This is a genomic window from Candidatus Goldiibacteriota bacterium HGW-Goldbacteria-1, from assembly GCA_002839855.1.
Taxonomy (GTDB): Bacteria; Oederibacteriota; PGYV01; order PGYV01; family PGYV01; genus PGYV01.
In genome coordinates this window covers 346,602-362,261 of the sequence record PGYV01000004.1, presented here as the reverse complement: position 1 = coordinate 362,261, position 15,660 = coordinate 346,602, and the positions used below count along the sequence as shown (strand labels likewise).

Here is a 15,660-nt window from a genome sequence, read left to right as displayed (position 1 = left end):
AATGTCAAAAGGAAAAAAGATGTACAACTATACAGATTCGCACCTGCACACGTCATTTTCCTGGGACGCTTCCCAGGCCATAGATGAAGTACTTGTAAAAGCCAAGGCCGAAAACGTGGGCTATATTACAATTACAGAACACCTTGATTTTCACCCGCTTCACAAACAGAATCACACAAAGTTTAATTACACCGGTTACACCAAAGCTATAGAAGACGCGCGCGGCGGATTTCCCAATCTTATGAAAGGGTTTGAAGCCGGCGAGCCGCATATTTTTCATGATGAATATGAAAAGTACATAGAAAATAAGGATATAGATTTTATAATGGGGTCGCTTCACCATGTGGGCGAATTTACCCCTGTGTATGAAGAGTATTTTCAGCAGTATTCTGATATTAAAGACGCTTACAAAGCGTATTTTGAAGAGGTTTACAAACTTGCCTCTTACGGTAATTTTGATGTTTTAGGACATTTAAACCTTGTGCACAGGCGCGGCGTGCAGTTTTTGCCGGAATACGGCTACGAGATGTTTAAAAAGGAAATTGATGATATTTTAAAAACACTCATCTCCCGCGGCGCGGGAATAGAGGTTAACACATCCGGTTTCAGGTATCACGGCGGCGACATGCTTCCGGGAGCGGATGTGCTAAAAGCATACATGGAACTTGGCGGAAAAATAATCACTGTGGGCTCTGATTCGCACTATGTTAAGGACACTTTTTACGGGTTAAAGCGCGCGTATGAAATATTTGAAGAGATAGGCATTAAAGAAATTGCCGTGTTTAAAAACAGAAAACCCGTAATGGTAAAGATAAAATGAAAATACATAAAAGCAATATTCAAAAAGTAAAACCTTTTGTCACCAAAGACAGCTCCATAATCCGCGTTATAACAGACACCACAAACGCGCCGGTGAAAAACGTCACCCTTGCGGAAGCAAGCTTAAAACCGGGGCTTTCCACAATTGGGCACAAACACATAAAAACAGAGGAAATATATTACTTTACCGCGGGCAGCGGCATAATGACGCTTAATGGCAGAAGTTTTAAGGTAATAAAAAATGACAGCGTGCTTATTCCGCCGGGCGTTCTCCATAAAGTAAAAAACACGGGCAGGGGCGTTTTAAAAATAATCTGCGCGTGCTCTCCCCCTTATTCACACGACGACACAATAAATTCAGATTACAATTTTAAACTTATGATTTTTGATTTTGACGGCACACTGGTTGAAAGCGCGCCGGGAATACTTGCCACGGCTAATGCCATGGCAGCGTATTACGGCATGAAGAAATTTACCATGGAACAGGTGCACACCGCGGTGGGCACCGGGCTTGATAACTTTATAGAAGACATGTTTCCTGACGTTATAAAAAATGTTTCAATGGATAAACTGATAAAACAGTACAGGCGTTTATATGACATTAACTATAAAAAAGGCCTTATAATGTTTAAGGGTGTTAAAGAAACGTTAAAGGAATTAAAGTCAAAGGGAGTCAAACTTGCCATTGTTTCCAATAAGCTTTCCCGGTACATAAAGGGCATTAATGAAGAACTTGGAATAGACGGTTATTTTGATATTATACTGGGCAGCGAATCCGTGGCCAAAAGAAAACCCCACCCGTACCCGTTGAACCTTTTAATGAAAAAGTATAAAATTGATAAAAGCCAGACCCTTATGATAGGCGACAGCCAGTTTGATGTTGAAGCGGGAAAACGCGCCGGTTGTTTTACTTTTTTTCTGACCTACGGCTACGCGGATTTAAAAGTTGTAAATAAATTAAACCCTGATTTTAAGTCATCCCGGTTTGGTGATATAAAAAAACTGGCCGGCCGGATGTAGGTTAAAGTTTTAATAATAATGGAGAAAAACATGTTAATTATAAACAGCGTAATACCCACATTTATAATAATAGCAATCGGGTTCGCGTTAAAACAGAAAAAGGTGATGGAACCCTGCACGGAAACTTTTCTTAATAATCTTGCGTATTACCTTATCCTGCCGGTCATGATATTTGATTCCATTTATAAAGTCCCGTTTAAAGAAATTTTTGAAATTAAGGTTATACTTGGGCTTTATGCGGTGTCTGTACTTGTATTTATTCTGTGTGTCCTTATAGCGATGAAGCTTCCCAAAGAAAAAAAAGGCGCTTTTGTCAACGGCGCTTTAAGGTCCAACATTGCCTACATCGGGTTTCCCATAGCTTACAGCTTATACGGCACCCACGGGCTTGCAAGGTTAAGCGTGGTAACAGGTTTTGTGGCGCCTGTGCTTATAGGGCTTGCAATAGCTTATCTGAATATCATCCACAAAGATAATTCAAAAAAACAGAGGCTGGCAGAGGTGCTTTTAAAAGACCCGCTTATTCTTACCTGCATTGCCGCGCTTGCGGCCTCTTATTACGGCTTAAAAATACCTGTTGTTTTTTCAAACACAATCAGCATGCTTGCCATGATGGGGTCGCCATTAATGCTTCTGGCTGTGGGCGCGGGTTTAAATATAGCCATAATCCGCAGGGACAGGGTGCTTCTTGGGCTGGCATCGTTTATAAAACTTCTATTGTTTCCGGCTTTAAGCTTTTTTATATTTACTTATCTGCTGAAAATTACGGATAAAGAGACTCTTGGCGTGGCTGTTTTAACCTTTTCTTTCCCGACAGCCCTTTCAAGTTATGTGCTGGTTAAGAAATACGGCAGCGACCACGAATTCAGCGCGGCTGCCATAACCGTGACCACCGCGCTGTCTTTGTTTACAATTTCCATGTGGATATATATAATATCATCTGTTCAATAAATGTCTGCTTTTTACAACATTCCATGTGTGAAATGACCACAAAACCAATAAAACCCTTTAAAATAAAGGCAATAATACGTTTTTACTATTGTTGAAACGCTGTGGATAAAAAAAGGCGGTATTACCGCAGGTTTTACGTTATACAGAAAGTTACCCACAGAATTAACAGTATTAACACCCGGGGGAAACTAAAATTTATTAAAAATTAACAATTTGAAATTTTGAATAAAACATGTTATAGTTATCGCGTTTAACAGAAATTATACTAAAATTAAAGGAGTAACTTATGCTATCCAGATTTTTTCCGAAAGAATTTAACTTTTTTGAATTTTTTGACAAACAGGCGGTTAACCTGGTTGATGCCGCGGCCTGTTTCCGCGAAATAGTGGCACAGTCCGAGGTAACGGAACAATCACAGACAAAAATGAAAGAAATTGAAAGAAACGGCGATAAAATGGCGTATGCAATTATGGACCATCTTAACAAAACTTTTATCACCCCTTTTGACAGGGAAGACATACATCAGCTTGCAAAAGAGATGGATGAAGTAAATGACATTATGAATACTGTAGTGGCAAGGATGAGGCTGTACAAGCTTAAAGGGCCGGATAAAAATATGGTTCAGTTCGCGGAGCTTATAACCCAGGCTGTTAATGTTATTTCCGGAGCGGTTGCGGGATTAAGGGACATGAAGAACATGAATAATATTTTAAAAGCCTGCGTTGAAGTGGGAAACCTTGAATCGCTTGGCGACAGGTTAAGGGATTCAGCGCTTATGGAACTTTTTGAAAATGAAAAAGACCCGATACAGGTAATTAAATGGAAAGAAATCTATCAGATAGCCGAAACTTCACTGGATATATGCAAGCATGTGGCTCATAACATAGAGTCTATACTTGTAAAACAGGCATAGAAGGATAATATGACCACTACGATAATACTGCTTATTCTGCTGGCTTTGCTTTTTGATTTTTTAAACGGGTTTCATGATTCCGCGAATTCAATAGCCACTATTGTTTCAACGCGCGTGTTGTCCCCTAAATACGCTGTCATCTGGGCGGCTTCGTTTAATTTTCTGGCTTTCTTCTTTTTTGGGCACCTTGTCGCAAAAACTATGGGCAAAGGGATAATTGATGTAAACATAATCACCCAGCAGGTAATTTTTGGGACGTTAATGGGAGCCTGCATTTGGAACATAATTACATGGTATTTTGGACTTCCCACAAGTTCTTCACACGCTTTGATAGGCGGGCTTATAGGCGCTGCCATGGTAAAAGTGGGCCCTTCGGCGCTGATTTACAGCGGTATTTTTAAGACCGCTATTTTTATAGTTATATCGCCTCTTGCCGGTTTTATTCTTGGCAGGCTGATAGGTCAGCTTGTATATCAGCTGGTAAGAAAATCCACGCCTGTAAAAGTGGACCATTTATTCCGCAAAGGCCAGCTTTTATCAGCCGCCCTTTACAGTATGGGGCACGGCGGAAATGACGCGCAGAAAACAATGGGTATTATAACCGGGCTGTTGTTCAGCGCCGGTATAATAGAAGTTTTTGAAATACCAATGTGGGTGGCGCTGTCGTGCTACGTTGCTATCGCGCTTGGCACAATGTTTGGCGGCTGGAGGATAGTAAAAACAATGGGCCAGAAAGTGGCCAAGTTAAAACCAATAGACGGCTTTTGCGCGGAAACAGGGGGCGCGATAAGCTTATACGTTGCAACTGCAATGGGTATTCCTGTTTCCACCACGCACACTATCACGGGTTCCATAATGGGAGTAGGCTCCATAAGAAGGCTTTCTGCCGTTAAATGGGGCGTTGCAGGCGGAATTATATGGGCTTGGATTATCACGATTCCCGCTGCCGCACTTATCTCTGCTTTAGCATACTTTCTGGTGACAATACCTTTTAAATAGCACAGTTTTTTCCCAAATTTCTGTTTTAAAAATTGGTGTATATTTTTTCATAATGTGATACTTTTATTTTTAATACGTCAATTTTCCGGCCGTATTATATCTATTTTTATGAAATTGACTATTACCTGTAAATGTGATATTTTATCTTCAAAAGGAGGAAAACACAATGATCCGCAAAGTTATGAATAATTCATCCAAAATTCTTAAAGAGGCCCTTACATTTGACGACGTTCTGCTTGTTCCAAGGCGTTCTGCCGTGCTTCCAAAAGAGGCGGAGACAAAGACCAGGTTCAGCAGAAATATTCATATAAATATACCCCTTGTGTCGGCTGCCATGGATTCTGTAACAGAATCCAGAATGGCAATTGCAATGGCGCAGGTGGGCGGAATAGGCGTTATACATAAAAATCTTACAATAGAAGAACAGGTACGGGAAGTTGACAAAGTCAAACGATCTGAAAGCGGAATGATACTTGACCCTGTTACCCTTTCTCCGGATGCCACAGTAATGCAGGCCGGGGAACTTATGAATAAATATCACATTTCCGGCTTTCCTATTATAGAGGGCAAAAAACTTGTGGGTATCCTTACCAACAGGGACCTGCGTTTTGTAAAAAATAAAAAACAGCTGGTCAAAGAAATTATGACGCCCGCGGATAAACTTATTACCACAAAAACCGGTACCACGCTTGAACAGGCAAAGCAGATACTTCACGACAACAGGATAGAAAAACTTCCCGTGGTAAATAAAAATTTTGAATTAAAAGGGCTTATTACAATTAAAGATATTGAAAAAAAATTAATGTACCCAAACGCCACGGTTGATAAGTTTGGCAGGCTGCGCGTGGCAGCCGCGATAGGGCCAAGCAATGACATGATGGAACGCGCGGAAGCGCTTATAAAAGCGGGTGTTGACGCGCTTGTGGTGGATACGGCGCACGGCCATTCCGAAGGCGTTTTAAAAGCGGTGAAAGAAGTGAAAAAAAGATTCCCGTCAGTGGATATACTTGGCGGAAACATAGCAACAGAAGACGCGGCGCGCGACCTTATAGCGGCGGGTGTTGACGGCATAAAAGTTGGAATGGGGCCCGGTTCTATCTGCACAACCAGAATTATTTCCGGCATGGGTGTGCCGCAGGTGACCGCTATAATGGACTGTGTTAAGGCAGCTTCAAAAAAAGGCATTCCGGTAATAGCAGACGGCGGTATCAAATACTCCGGCGATATAGTAAAGGCAATAGCGGCAGGCGCGGATTCTGTTATGATAGGCGGGCTTTTCGCGGGTACTGAAGAAAGCCCGGGAGAAACCGTACTGTTAGAAGGCAGAAGTTTTAAGGTTCACAGGGGAATGGGGTCGCTTGCGGCAATGAAAAAACGCGGCGGCAGGGAAAGATATTTTCAGTGGGATGAAGAAGAAGATAAACTTGTTCCCGAAGGAATTGAAGGCCGCGTGCCTTTTCGGGGCGGGCTGTCGTCCACCGTGCATCAGATGATAGGCGGGTTAAGAAGCGGCATGGGATACTGCGGGACAAAGACAATAAAAGAACTGCAGAGGGACACAAGGTTTGTAAAAATTTCCAACGCGGGGCTTAAAGAATCCCACGCGCACGATATTGCAATCACAAACGAAGCGCCCAATTACAGGGTTAACGGATAAAAAAGCGGCCTTGCTGCCTGATTAAAATAAATATCACGGGAATTAATATGAAAAATGACATGATACTGGTTCTTGATTTTGGTTCGCAGTACACACAGCTTATTGCAAGAAGGGTAAGGGAATTAAACATATATTCCGAAGTGCACCCTTTTTCAATGAAACTTACGGATATTAAAGCTTTAAACCCCAAAGGCATAATACTTTCCGGCAGCCCTTCTTCTGTTTATGAAAAAGACGCGCCGGTTCCGGATAAGGGAATATTTGAACTTGGAATACCCGTGCTGGGCATCTGCTACGGGATGCAGGTAATATCGCATTTCTTTGGCGGAAAAGTGGCGGGGTCAAAACACAGGGAATACGGTTTTGCGGAACTGCATGTTAAAAAGAGCCCGCTTCTGGCAGGGCTTAAGAATAAAGAACAGGTTTGGATGAGCCACGGCGATAAAATGACTTTAATTCCGAAAAATTTTGAAGTGGCGGCTTCCACAACAGGTTCCAAATATGCCGTTATCAGCCACAAAAAAGAAAACTTCTTCGCGGTGCAGTTTCACCCAGAAGTGGTGCACACGAAAAACGGAAAGAAAATAATAAGCAATTTCGCGAAGATATGCAAAGCAAAGCGCGACTGGACAGCGGAATCTTACATTAACACCACCATAGCCGAAATAAGAAAAGAAGTGGGAAATAAAAAAGTGGTCTGCGGCGTGTCCGGCGGCGTGGATTCCACGGTGGCGGCAATTCTTATAAACAAAGCCATTGGGAAACAGCTTGTAAATGTCTTTGTAAACAACGGGCTGCTGCGCCTTAATGAAGAAAAACGCGTGATGGCAATGTATAAAAAACTTGGATTAACCGTCCGCTACGCGGACGCGGAAGCGGGTTTTTTAAAAAGGCTTGCAGGGGTAAGCGAACCGGAAAAAAAGAGAAAAATAATAGGCAATTATTTCATAGAAGTTTTTGAACAGAACATAAAAAAACTGGGCAAGTTTCACTACCTTGCGCAGGGCACGCTGTATCCGGATCTTATTGAAAGCGTTTCGGTAAAAGGGCCTTCGGTTACAATTAAGTCGCACCACAACGTGGGCGGCCTGCCGGAAAAAATGGATATGAAACTTGTGGAACCGCTTAAATTCCTGTTTAAGGATGAAGTAAGGGAAATAGGAAGAAAACTTGGCATCCCCGAAGAAGTGCTTATGAGGCAGCCTTTCCCCGGCCCCGGGCTTGCGGTAAGGATACTTGGCGATATTACAAAAGAAAAACTTGAGGTTTTAAAGAGGGCAGATGATATAATTGTAGAAGAGATAAAAAAGGCGGGATTATACTTTACAATATGGCAGACTTTTGGCGTCCTGCTTCCGGTTAAAACCGTAGGCGTAATGGGCGATAAAAGGACGTATGAAAATGTTTTAGCCGTAAGGGCCGTGCATTCAAGGGACGGTATGACGGCGGAATGGGTAAAACTGCCGTATGAACTTTTAAGCACCGTCAGTTCAAGAATAATAAATGAAGTAAAGGGAATAAACAGGGTGGTGTATGATATTTCTAACAAACCCCCCGCGACAATAGAGTGGGAGTAGTAGTAACGGATGCTTGGAAGGTTGGATGCTTGGATGGTTGGCAAAAAGATCTGGTAGCCGCGTCCCTTTAGGGCGCGTGTTTTTGATGTATGGTTTATTTATGGGATATGGGATAACAGGTTATTGGATAAAAGATTTCGTATTGGTAGACGCGGGTCTTTAGCCCGCGGTAGTTGGTAGTTCGGAAAATTAGAAGATTCGAAGATTTGATAATTGAAATAAATTTATTAAGGGGAATACAGGGACATGATTTCTTTTGGACGGCACATCTGCAACGATTTTAACGTTGCGGCAGAGAAGGAATGGATAGTTACAAACAGGCGCGGAAGCTATGCGTCTTCCACTATACTTATGACCAATACCAGAAGGCATCACGGGCTTTTGGTTGCCAAACTTCCAGGTGTTGACAACAGAATGGTAATGTTCCCAAACTGCGACGAAGAACTTGAAGTTGCAGGGCACATCTACCACATTTCCACGCATAAATATAAAAAAACAGTTTATCCCAAAGGTTATTCCCTGCTTGAAAACTTCAGGCTTAAAGATGACATTGTAACGTTCCTTTACCTTATTGATAATATAAGGCTTAAAAAAGAAGTTTATCTTATGAAAGACACAAACAGCACTGTTGTCACATATACCGTACTTACGCCGGACAGCCACGCAAAACTTCACATACGCCCTCTTATTGCTTTTCGGGAAGCGGAGCATCTTATAAGGGAAATGCCTATATTTGACCCGTCGGTAAAACTTGATAACGGAAACAAAAAAACCATTATTCACGCGTACATGAATATGCCGCCCGCTTTTATTTATCTGCCGGACGGCGGGGAAGTGGAGCTTGAAGGGGTATGGTACAGGGACTTTTTCTACATGAAAGAAGACGTATCCGGATTTGACGCGGTAGAGGATCTTTATAACGTTGGCAAATTCACCCTGGACCTTGAATATAACCATCCTAAGTCAATAGTTTTTTCCACAGAGGATGTACCTGACATGAATACCGCGGAGCTTAAAAGCCGTTACGCGGGAGAAGTTAAAAAAATACATGAAATCTGTGAAGTGACAGGCGCGTGCGTGCGCGAAGATGATTACAGGGCATCGGTGCAGGAACTTATTTCCGCGGCGGAATCGTTTGTTGTAGTAAGGGAAGACGGCACCCCTTACATGGTGGCGGGGCTTCCGTGGGCAAATTACACGTGGTTCAGGGATACGTTTGCGTCCCTGCCGGGTATTTTTCTTGTGCTGCATAAATTTGAAGAGGCAAAAAAAGTCCTTGAAAGCGCTTTGTTGTTTGAAAAAAACGGATTACTGCCGCTTAAAATGACAATGGAAAAAAATGACATTACATATATGTCGGTGGATACCACATTGTGGTTTTTCTACGCCCTTAAAAAATACCTTGATTATACCGGGGACACGGCGCTTGTGGCAGCCCAGACAGATTTCTTTAAAAGGCTTACCTGGATAATACACAAACACATTAACGGCACGGACTATAATATACATGCTGACACTGACGGGCTTTTAGACGCGGGGTATCCCGGGATGCAGCTTACCTGGATGGATGCCAAAATAAACGGAACCCCTATTACGCCAAGGCAGGGAAAGTCAGTTGAAGTAAACGCGCTGTGGTATAACGCATTGCGCACGATGCAGGAAATATCCCACAAGAACGGCGAAGCGGAAATGTCCGTGTCATATAAAGACCTGGCGGATAAGGTGTACAAAAGTTTCAATGAAAAATTCTGGTACGCGGACGGCGGCTACCTTTATGACGTAATTGACGGGATAAATAACGACAGCAATGTAAGGCCCAATCAGGTAATGGCAATAAGCCTTCCTTTTCCTCTTATAGAGGAAATTGCCAAAAAAGAAAAAATAATGAACGCCGTTATTAAAGAACTTTATACCTCTTTTGGAATGCGCACATTAAGCAATATGAATGTTATGTTTAAACAGCGCTATGACGGGGACCAGAACGCGCGCGACGCTGCCGCGCATCAGGGCACAGTCTGGGGATTTACAGTGGGCCATTTTGTAACCGCATATTTTAAGACATTTGGACGGGGAAAAGAAAGCCTTGAATTTATAGAGACCGTATATGAACCGTTTTTTGAACATCTGAAAAACGCCGGCTTATCCACGGTATCAGAGATGTTTGACGGCAATTTTCCTTACACGGCGCGCGGAAGAATATCGCACGCGTGGGCTGTGGCGGAACTGCTGCGTTCTTACATAGAAGATTACCTTTCAAACGGGACAAATGGCTGACGTACTTGTAATTAATGCCAGTCCGCGAAAAAACAGCAATTCCGGTAAAATCGCGGAAATTCTCCTGAAATTCCTTAATGTAAAAAACGCGGAAATAACTGACATTAACCGCCTTAAAATAAAAGCATGCACCGCGTGCAATAAGTGCGCCAAAACTTTCAGGTGCGTCTATCATGATGACGCTGACGCGCTTATTTCTAAAATAAAAAAAGTAAAACTTGTCATTATTGTCTCTCCTGTATATTTTTGCGGCTCACCCGCGCCCTTAAAAGCTTTTATTGACAGAAACCAGCCGCAGTGGGAAAAATACAACAGTAAAAAAACAGCCGTCAAAACAAAAGGCATAATAATCCTTACGGCAGGCAGCGGCAAAAAAAAGTATTTCCTGCCCGCAAAAAGAGAGATTGCTTCAATGTTAGCGGTTAACGGCATAAAAGCGCCTTTTGTCATGACATTTGGCAGCATGGATAAAACAGGCGCCGTGGAAAAATCGCCGGGCAGTATAAGAAAAATTCGCGCGCTTGCGGGGATGATTAATGGGCGGGACTGATTCCATAAAAGGCATCAGGGAAAAGTATAAAGGGTATACCCTATATGAAAAAGGGCTTTCAAAAAATACCGCGGCGGCATACGCGTCTGACATAGAAATATTTCTTAAATATATGGAAGAGAGAAAAGAAACAGAAGTTACCGAAGATTCAATTGTGGATTTTATTTTTTACATGAAGTCGCACAAATACTCCCCGCTTTCAATAGCCCGCGCTCTGGTAAGCCTGCGGGGGCTTTATAAATACATGATAAAAACAAAAGCTGCCGACAAAAACCCTTTTGAAAACCTTGAAACTTTTAAAACGCGTAAAAAAATGCCTGAAGTGCTTCTGAAACAGGACATAGACGCTTTATTGTCATCGCCGGATATGTCAAAACCGGAAGGAAAAAGGGACAGGGCTATAATGGAACTTTTATATTCATCCGGAGTGCGCGTTTCCGAACTTGTAAACCTGGAACTTACCGATGTTGATTTGGATGAACGCGTGATAAGGTGTTTTGGAAAAGGGTCCAAGGAAAGGCTTGTCCCAATAGGGGAATACGTTGTGGACGCGATTAAGAACTACCTTGAAGTGCGTATGGAAATAGTAAAAAAGTTCTGCCCGAATCTTTTTGTAACAAAGCGCGGGGGAAAATTTACGCGCGAGGGTATCTGGAAACTTATAAAGCGGTACGCAAAAAAAGAGAAAATAGAAAAAGATGTTTACCCGCATATTTTTCGGCACAGTTTTGCCACACATCTTCTGGCAGGCGGCGCTGACCTGCGAAGCGTGCAGGAAATGCTGGGCCATTCCGATATTGCCACAACGCAGATTTATACCCACATTGACAGAAGCGGCCTTAAAAATCTGCATAAGAAGTATCATCCGCGGGGATGAAGGCAGCAACTAGGCAGCTTGGTTTAGATCTGGTAGCCGCGTCCCTTTAGGGCGCGTTTTTTTGATTTAGTTTTATGTTCTGGTAGACGCGGGTCTTTAGGCCGCGGCAGTTGATTTGGATTTTACTTCTGTCCCTCTGTCCCTCTGTGCATCCGTCCCTCAGCTCTACCGGGGTTGGGTATATTTTTTCAGTACGCGCCGCAAACTGGTATGTTTGTATCCAAATAAACTTGAATCCGCCAATATGTTAACGTCATTGGCAGCCGGGCGGCACGCACTGAAAAAACACACCCAACCCCTGTAGGTGTTAATCTAATCTTCCAATTTCGAATTTTCAATATTTGTTTTGTCTTTACTTCCGTCCCTCTGTCCCTCCGTGCATCCGTCCCTCATTGTCTTAAATTTATGTTATAATATTCACGTTTTTAAAAATCAACAGGGGTAAATGTATGAAAAATAAAAATTTTTATGTTTCTGTAATCATTCTTACTGCCGCGGTGCTTGGAATTGTCTGGCTTGGCAATAATGCCATTAAAGCCGCCAATGAAAAGAAAAGATGGGTAAAGTTTCCCGCGGTAACAGAACAGGTGATTGACGGGGATACCATCAAGATAAAAGAACGTAATAATCTTGTAAGGCTTCTGGGTATAGACACTCCTGAACTTCATCACCCTGACCTGCCCGTGCAGAAATTCGGAAAAGAGGCAAAAGCGTATGTTAAAAATCTTATTCAGGGAAAAGAAGTAATAATAGAATATGACACCCTGAATATGAACGATAAATACGGAAGGCTTCTGGCGTATGTTTATACCAAAGAAGGCGTGCTGGTAAACGCGGAGCTGGTAAAAAGCGGTTATGCTTATGTCTATGCCAAATCCGAATGTTCAAAGACCAAAGAATTCCTTATGCTTGAAAACATTGCCAGGCAGTTTAAAAAAGGCGTGTGGGAACAGGGAGCCGGCGGGAGGGAAATGAGATGAACAACGGGGATTTTTATAAGAAAACAGGTTTTGTAACCTTTGCCGTACTGCTTATAATCGTAGCGGTTAAGTTTTTAATTATTGACGAGATAAAAAAAGTATCAAAGATAACCCCGGCTGCGTCTGAACTTTCAGCCGCGCCTGCAGGTGAACCTGCAACAAGTACCCGTCCCGCTTCGGATTTTGAAACAAAAGAGATGGTAAAGATAAAGCCGCAGGACGCAGCTTCATATCTGGGGCGGTATGTGGTGACAGAAGGTATTATTGTCGGTTCATATAACAGCGGCAAGGTCTGCTTTTTGAATTTTGATAAAAACTACAAGCAGGGGCTGTCTCTGGTAATATTTGCCTCTGATTTTGTGAAGTTCCCGGCATCCCCGGAAAAATATTTTCTTAACAAAAAAGTCAGGGTTGAAGGAAGGGTAAAGGACTATAAAGGCAAGGTGGAGATAATAGTAAAATCAATGGACCAGGTTAAGATACTGTAAAAAAGTTTAAAAATTAACCAATTCTTAACAAACCTTTGTTAAAAATAGTTAACAAAGAAGAAGAGGTGAAAAATGGAAGAGTTAATAGCAATAGTGGACGATGAAGAAGATATTGCCCAACTTGTCGCGATAAACCTTCAAAAAGAGGGTTTTAAAACTAAAGAATACGGCGACGGCAAATCGTTTTTAAAATCGCTTGTTAAGGTAAAACCCGCGCTTGTAATACTTGACCTTATGATGCCTGAAATTGACGGCTTAACAGTCTGCAAAACCATGAAAAAAGACAATAACACATCTGACATTCCTATTATAATGCTTACCGCCAAATCCTCTGAAACCGACAAGGTATTAGGGCTGGAACTTGGCGCTGATGATTATGTCACAAAGCCCTTTTCCCCGCGCGAGCTGACGGCAAGGGTAAAGGCGGTTTTAAGAAGGCCGGTAAGAAATAAAGCAGACAAAAAAATAAAAGCTGGAAGCATTGTAATTGATGAAGAAAAGCATACTGTGGAAGTAAAGGGAAATAATATTGACCTTACAGCCACTGAATTTAACATACTTAAAATTCTTATACTGAAAAAGGGCAGGGTTTTTTCAAGGGAGCAGCTGCTGGAAAGCCTTTGGGGGGATGAAAAGACAGTTGTGGACAGGACCATAGACGTCCATATTAAGCATTTAAGGGAAAAATTGGGGCCCGCGGGCAAACTTATAAAAAATATCCGCGGCGTGGGTTACAAGGCGGAAGAATGAAAAAGTCCATATTTCTGAAAACCTTCTTATATTTTTTTTCCATTATAATTGCACTATCGCTGCTTATCACTTTTTTTTCCGTCAGGGCAATAAGGTCAAATTATATTGACATGCTGCAGGAAAGGCTAAAAACAACGGGATATGTCCTGATGCCGCAGGTGGAAGAATATGTAAATAAAAAAGATTTTTTGGGGCTTGAAAATTACGCAATTGAAACAGACAAAAAAACAGGCGACAGGCTGACTGTTGTTGATGTTAACGGCAGGGTATTGGCGGATTCAGAGAATAACCCGGATAAAATGGAAAATCACATGGAAAGGCCGGAAATTCAGGAAGCCCTTAAAAATTCCCTGCACGGCGGATTTGGACATTCCATCCGTTACAGTGACACGGCAAAAAAAGAGATGCTGTACTTTGCCATGCTGTTTAATGATACACAAGGGAATCCTGCCGGAGTCATAAGGTTAAGTATGTTTTCTGACAGGGTAAACGGGCTTATTGCCAGTTTGACGGGTAAAATAATAAATTTAACACTGCTTATACTTGCCGTGTCCGTGATAATTATGTTTTTTGCCGCAAAAAAAATATCACGCCCTGTTAAAGACCTGGAAAATGCCACCCGAAAAATGTCTGAAGGCGATTTTGATGTCCTGGTAAACATACAAAGCGGCGACGAACTGCAGAAGATGGGCGATGACTTTAACCACATGGCAGGAAGGGTCAAAAAACTTTTTTCAGAACTATCCATGCAGAAAGAAGAACTTAATACCGTAATTACTTCAATAAAAGAAGGGCTGCTGGTTACGGATGAAAAAGGCAGAATTCAGCTTGTAAATGACAGTTTTAAAACAATGCTGAAAAATACAGGTTTTACCGGTGAGGCGGAAAGAAAATCTTACTGGGAACTGATGCTGTCGCCGGGATTTAATGCCCTGATTGAAAAGGCATTAAAAGAAAGAGCAGGGCTGTCCGAACAGCTGGAAATAAACAACAGGGTTTATCTTGCCGGCGCCAACTACCTAAAAGAAACTTCAGGGGTTGTATTAATCCTGTATGATGTCACGGGTATTAAGGAATTTGAAGAAATGAAAAAAGATTTTGTGGCAAATGTATCCCATGAATTAAAGACGCCGCTTACGGCAATAAAGGGTTTTGCCGAAACGCTGGAAGCCGAAACGGAAACCGAAAGCGAGAAAAAATACCTTGGGATAATAATAAAACACACTGACAGGCTTGTCAATATTGTGGAAGACCTGCTTTCATTGTCAAAACTGGAAGCAAAAGAACACGGTGTACGTTTTGAAAAAGCAAATCTTAAAGAAACGGTTCTTTCTGCAGTGAAAATATTTGAAAAAAAAGCCGCGCAAAAAGGCATTACGCTTGCTGTTGAAATGAAAGACAGCGGCTTTTATGCCAAGGCAGACCCCATAATGGCGGAACAGGCGCTTATAAACCTTATTGACAACGCGGTCAAGTACACTGACAGCGGAAGCGTAATTGTATCAGCGGCGCGTGAAAATAATTCAATCCTAATCAGCGTAAAAGACACGGGATGCTCTATCCCTAAAGAAAGCCTTCCCAGGCTGTTTGAAAGGTTCTATACGGTTGACCGCTCCCGCTCGCGCAAACTTGGCGGCACCGGGCTTGGCCTTTCAATTGTAAAACACATAATGCTTGTGCACGGCGGCGACGTTACCGTGACAAGTGAAGCCGGCAAAGGCACTGTTTTTACGTTATATTTTCCTTCTTTTTAGCCAAAAAAATCTTAACTGATAATTAATTTTTAATTCACTGTATGTTAATCC

General features: G+C 42.2%; 14 protein-coding genes. All 14 read left to right on the top strand.

Going from position 1 to position 15,660, the window contains the following annotated elements; genetic code table 11:
* The first annotated feature begins 1 nt into the window (after position 1).
* The 14 genes from CVV21_05410 to CVV21_05345 all read left to right on the top strand — a co-directional run bounded on the left by CVV21_05410 (position 2) and on the right by CVV21_05345 (position 15,609).
* Positions 2–820, top strand: a complete 819-nt coding sequence (locus tag CVV21_05410; GenBank protein ID PKL92190.1) for a hypothetical protein — start codon at positions 2–4, stop codon at positions 818–820.
* A complete protein-coding gene (locus CVV21_05405) occupies positions 817–1,839 on the top strand; it encodes a hypothetical protein (protein ID PKL92189.1) in 1,023 nt (340 codons plus the stop codon). The genes CVV21_05410 and CVV21_05405 overlap by 4 nt, the downstream gene beginning before the upstream one ends.
* Before the next feature lie 18 nt (positions 1,840–1,857).
* Positions 1,858–2,790 (top strand): hypothetical protein, encoded by a 933-nt coding sequence (locus CVV21_05400; protein PKL92188.1) that lies wholly within the window; start codon positions 1,858–1,860, stop codon positions 2,788–2,790.
* A 286-nt stretch (positions 2,791–3,076) separates the two neighbouring features.
* Positions 3,077–3,703: a DUF47 domain-containing protein gene (locus CVV21_05395; protein PKL92187.1), complete on the top strand. Its 627-nt coding sequence runs from the start codon at positions 3,077–3,079 to the stop codon at positions 3,701–3,703.
* Positions 3,704–3,712: 9 nt separating this feature from the next.
* Positions 3,713–4,702: an anion permease gene (locus tag CVV21_05390; GenBank protein PKL92186.1), complete on the top strand. Its 990-nt coding sequence runs from the start codon at positions 3,713–3,715 to the stop codon at positions 4,700–4,702.
* Between the two features lie 181 nt (positions 4,703–4,883).
* On the top strand, positions 4,884–6,359 hold the full coding sequence (locus tag CVV21_05385; GenBank protein PKL92289.1) for an IMP dehydrogenase: 1,476 nt from the start codon (positions 4,884–4,886) through the stop codon (positions 6,357–6,359).
* A gap of 47 nt (positions 6,360–6,406) precedes the next feature.
* The gene (gene guaA, locus CVV21_05380) at positions 6,407–7,936 is read left to right on the top strand and encodes a GMP synthase (glutamine-hydrolyzing) (GenBank protein ID PKL92185.1); all 1,530 of its coding nucleotides are present in this window, start codon (positions 6,407–6,409) and stop codon (positions 7,934–7,936) included.
* A gap of 246 nt (positions 7,937–8,182) precedes the next feature.
* Positions 8,183–10,210 carry a hypothetical protein gene (locus CVV21_05375; GenBank protein ID PKL92184.1) on the top strand — a complete coding sequence of 676 codons (2,028 nt, stop codon included), beginning with the start codon at positions 8,183–8,185 and terminating at the stop codon, positions 10,208–10,210.
* The gene (locus tag CVV21_05370) at positions 10,203–10,760 is read left to right on the top strand and encodes a hypothetical protein (GenBank protein PKL92183.1); all 558 of its coding nucleotides are present in this window, start codon (positions 10,203–10,205) and stop codon (positions 10,758–10,760) included. The genes CVV21_05375 and CVV21_05370 overlap by 8 nt, the downstream gene beginning before the upstream one ends.
* Complete coding sequence (locus tag CVV21_05365; protein PKL92182.1) at positions 10,747–11,637, top strand: site-specific tyrosine recombinase XerD; 891 nt, start codon at positions 10,747–10,749, stop codon at positions 11,635–11,637. The genes CVV21_05370 and CVV21_05365 overlap by 14 nt, the downstream gene beginning before the upstream one ends.
* 449 nt (positions 11,638–12,086) lie before the next feature.
* Positions 12,087–12,617 carry a hypothetical protein gene (locus CVV21_05360; GenBank protein ID PKL92181.1) on the top strand — a complete coding sequence of 177 codons (531 nt, stop codon included), beginning with the start codon at positions 12,087–12,089 and terminating at the stop codon, positions 12,615–12,617.
* A complete protein-coding gene (locus CVV21_05355) occupies positions 12,614–13,105 on the top strand; it encodes a hypothetical protein (GenBank protein ID PKL92180.1) in 492 nt (163 codons plus the stop codon). Before CVV21_05360 ends, CVV21_05355 begins: the two co-directional genes overlap by 4 nt.
* Before the next feature lie 72 nt (positions 13,106–13,177).
* Complete coding sequence (locus tag CVV21_05350; GenBank protein PKL92179.1) at positions 13,178–13,855, top strand: two-component system response regulator; 678 nt, start codon at positions 13,178–13,180, stop codon at positions 13,853–13,855.
* Positions 13,852–15,609: a hypothetical protein gene (locus tag CVV21_05345; protein ID PKL92178.1), complete on the top strand. Its 1,758-nt coding sequence runs from the start codon at positions 13,852–13,854 to the stop codon at positions 15,607–15,609. Before CVV21_05350 ends, CVV21_05345 begins: the two co-directional genes overlap by 4 nt.
* The last annotated feature ends 51 nt before the right edge of the window (positions 15,610–15,660 follow it).

Excerpts from the sequence above, each read along its gene's own strand:
- CVV21_05400 (PKL92188.1), top strand. The coding sequence starts at position 1,858 with ATGGAGAAAAACATGTTAATTATAAACAGCGTAATACCCACATTTATA.
- CVV21_05385 (PKL92289.1), top strand. The coding sequence starts at position 4,884 with ATGAATAATTCATCCAAAATTCTTAAAGAGGCCCTTACATTTGACGAC.
- CVV21_05365 (PKL92182.1), top strand. The coding sequence starts at position 10,747 with ATGGGCGGGACTGATTCCATAAAAGGCATCAGGGAAAAGTATAAAGGG.
- CVV21_05375 (PKL92184.1), top strand. The coding sequence starts at position 8,183 with ATGATTTCTTTTGGACGGCACATCTGCAACGATTTTAACGTTGCGGCA.
- CVV21_05360 (PKL92181.1), top strand. The coding sequence starts at position 12,087 with ATGAAAAATAAAAATTTTTATGTTTCTGTAATCATTCTTACTGCCGCG.
- CVV21_05350 (PKL92179.1), top strand. The coding sequence starts at position 13,178 with ATGGAAGAGTTAATAGCAATAGTGGACGATGAAGAAGATATTGCCCAA.
- CVV21_05390 (PKL92186.1), top strand. The coding sequence starts at position 3,713 with ATGACCACTACGATAATACTGCTTATTCTGCTGGCTTTGCTTTTTGAT.
- CVV21_05395 (PKL92187.1), top strand. The coding sequence starts at position 3,077 with ATGCTATCCAGATTTTTTCCGAAAGAATTTAACTTTTTTGAATTTTTT.
- CVV21_05355 (PKL92180.1), top strand. The coding sequence starts at position 12,614 with ATGAACAACGGGGATTTTTATAAGAAAACAGGTTTTGTAACCTTTGCC.
- CVV21_05410 (PKL92190.1), top strand. The coding sequence starts at position 2 with ATGTCAAAAGGAAAAAAGATGTACAACTATACAGATTCGCACCTGCAC.
- CVV21_05405 (PKL92189.1), top strand. The coding sequence starts at position 817 with ATGAAAATACATAAAAGCAATATTCAAAAAGTAAAACCTTTTGTCACC.
- CVV21_05345 (PKL92178.1), top strand. The coding sequence starts at position 13,852 with ATGAAAAAGTCCATATTTCTGAAAACCTTCTTATATTTTTTTTCCATT.
- guaA (PKL92185.1), top strand. The coding sequence starts at position 6,407 with ATGAAAAATGACATGATACTGGTTCTTGATTTTGGTTCGCAGTACACA.
- CVV21_05370 (PKL92183.1), top strand. The coding sequence starts at position 10,203 with ATGGCTGACGTACTTGTAATTAATGCCAGTCCGCGAAAAAACAGCAAT.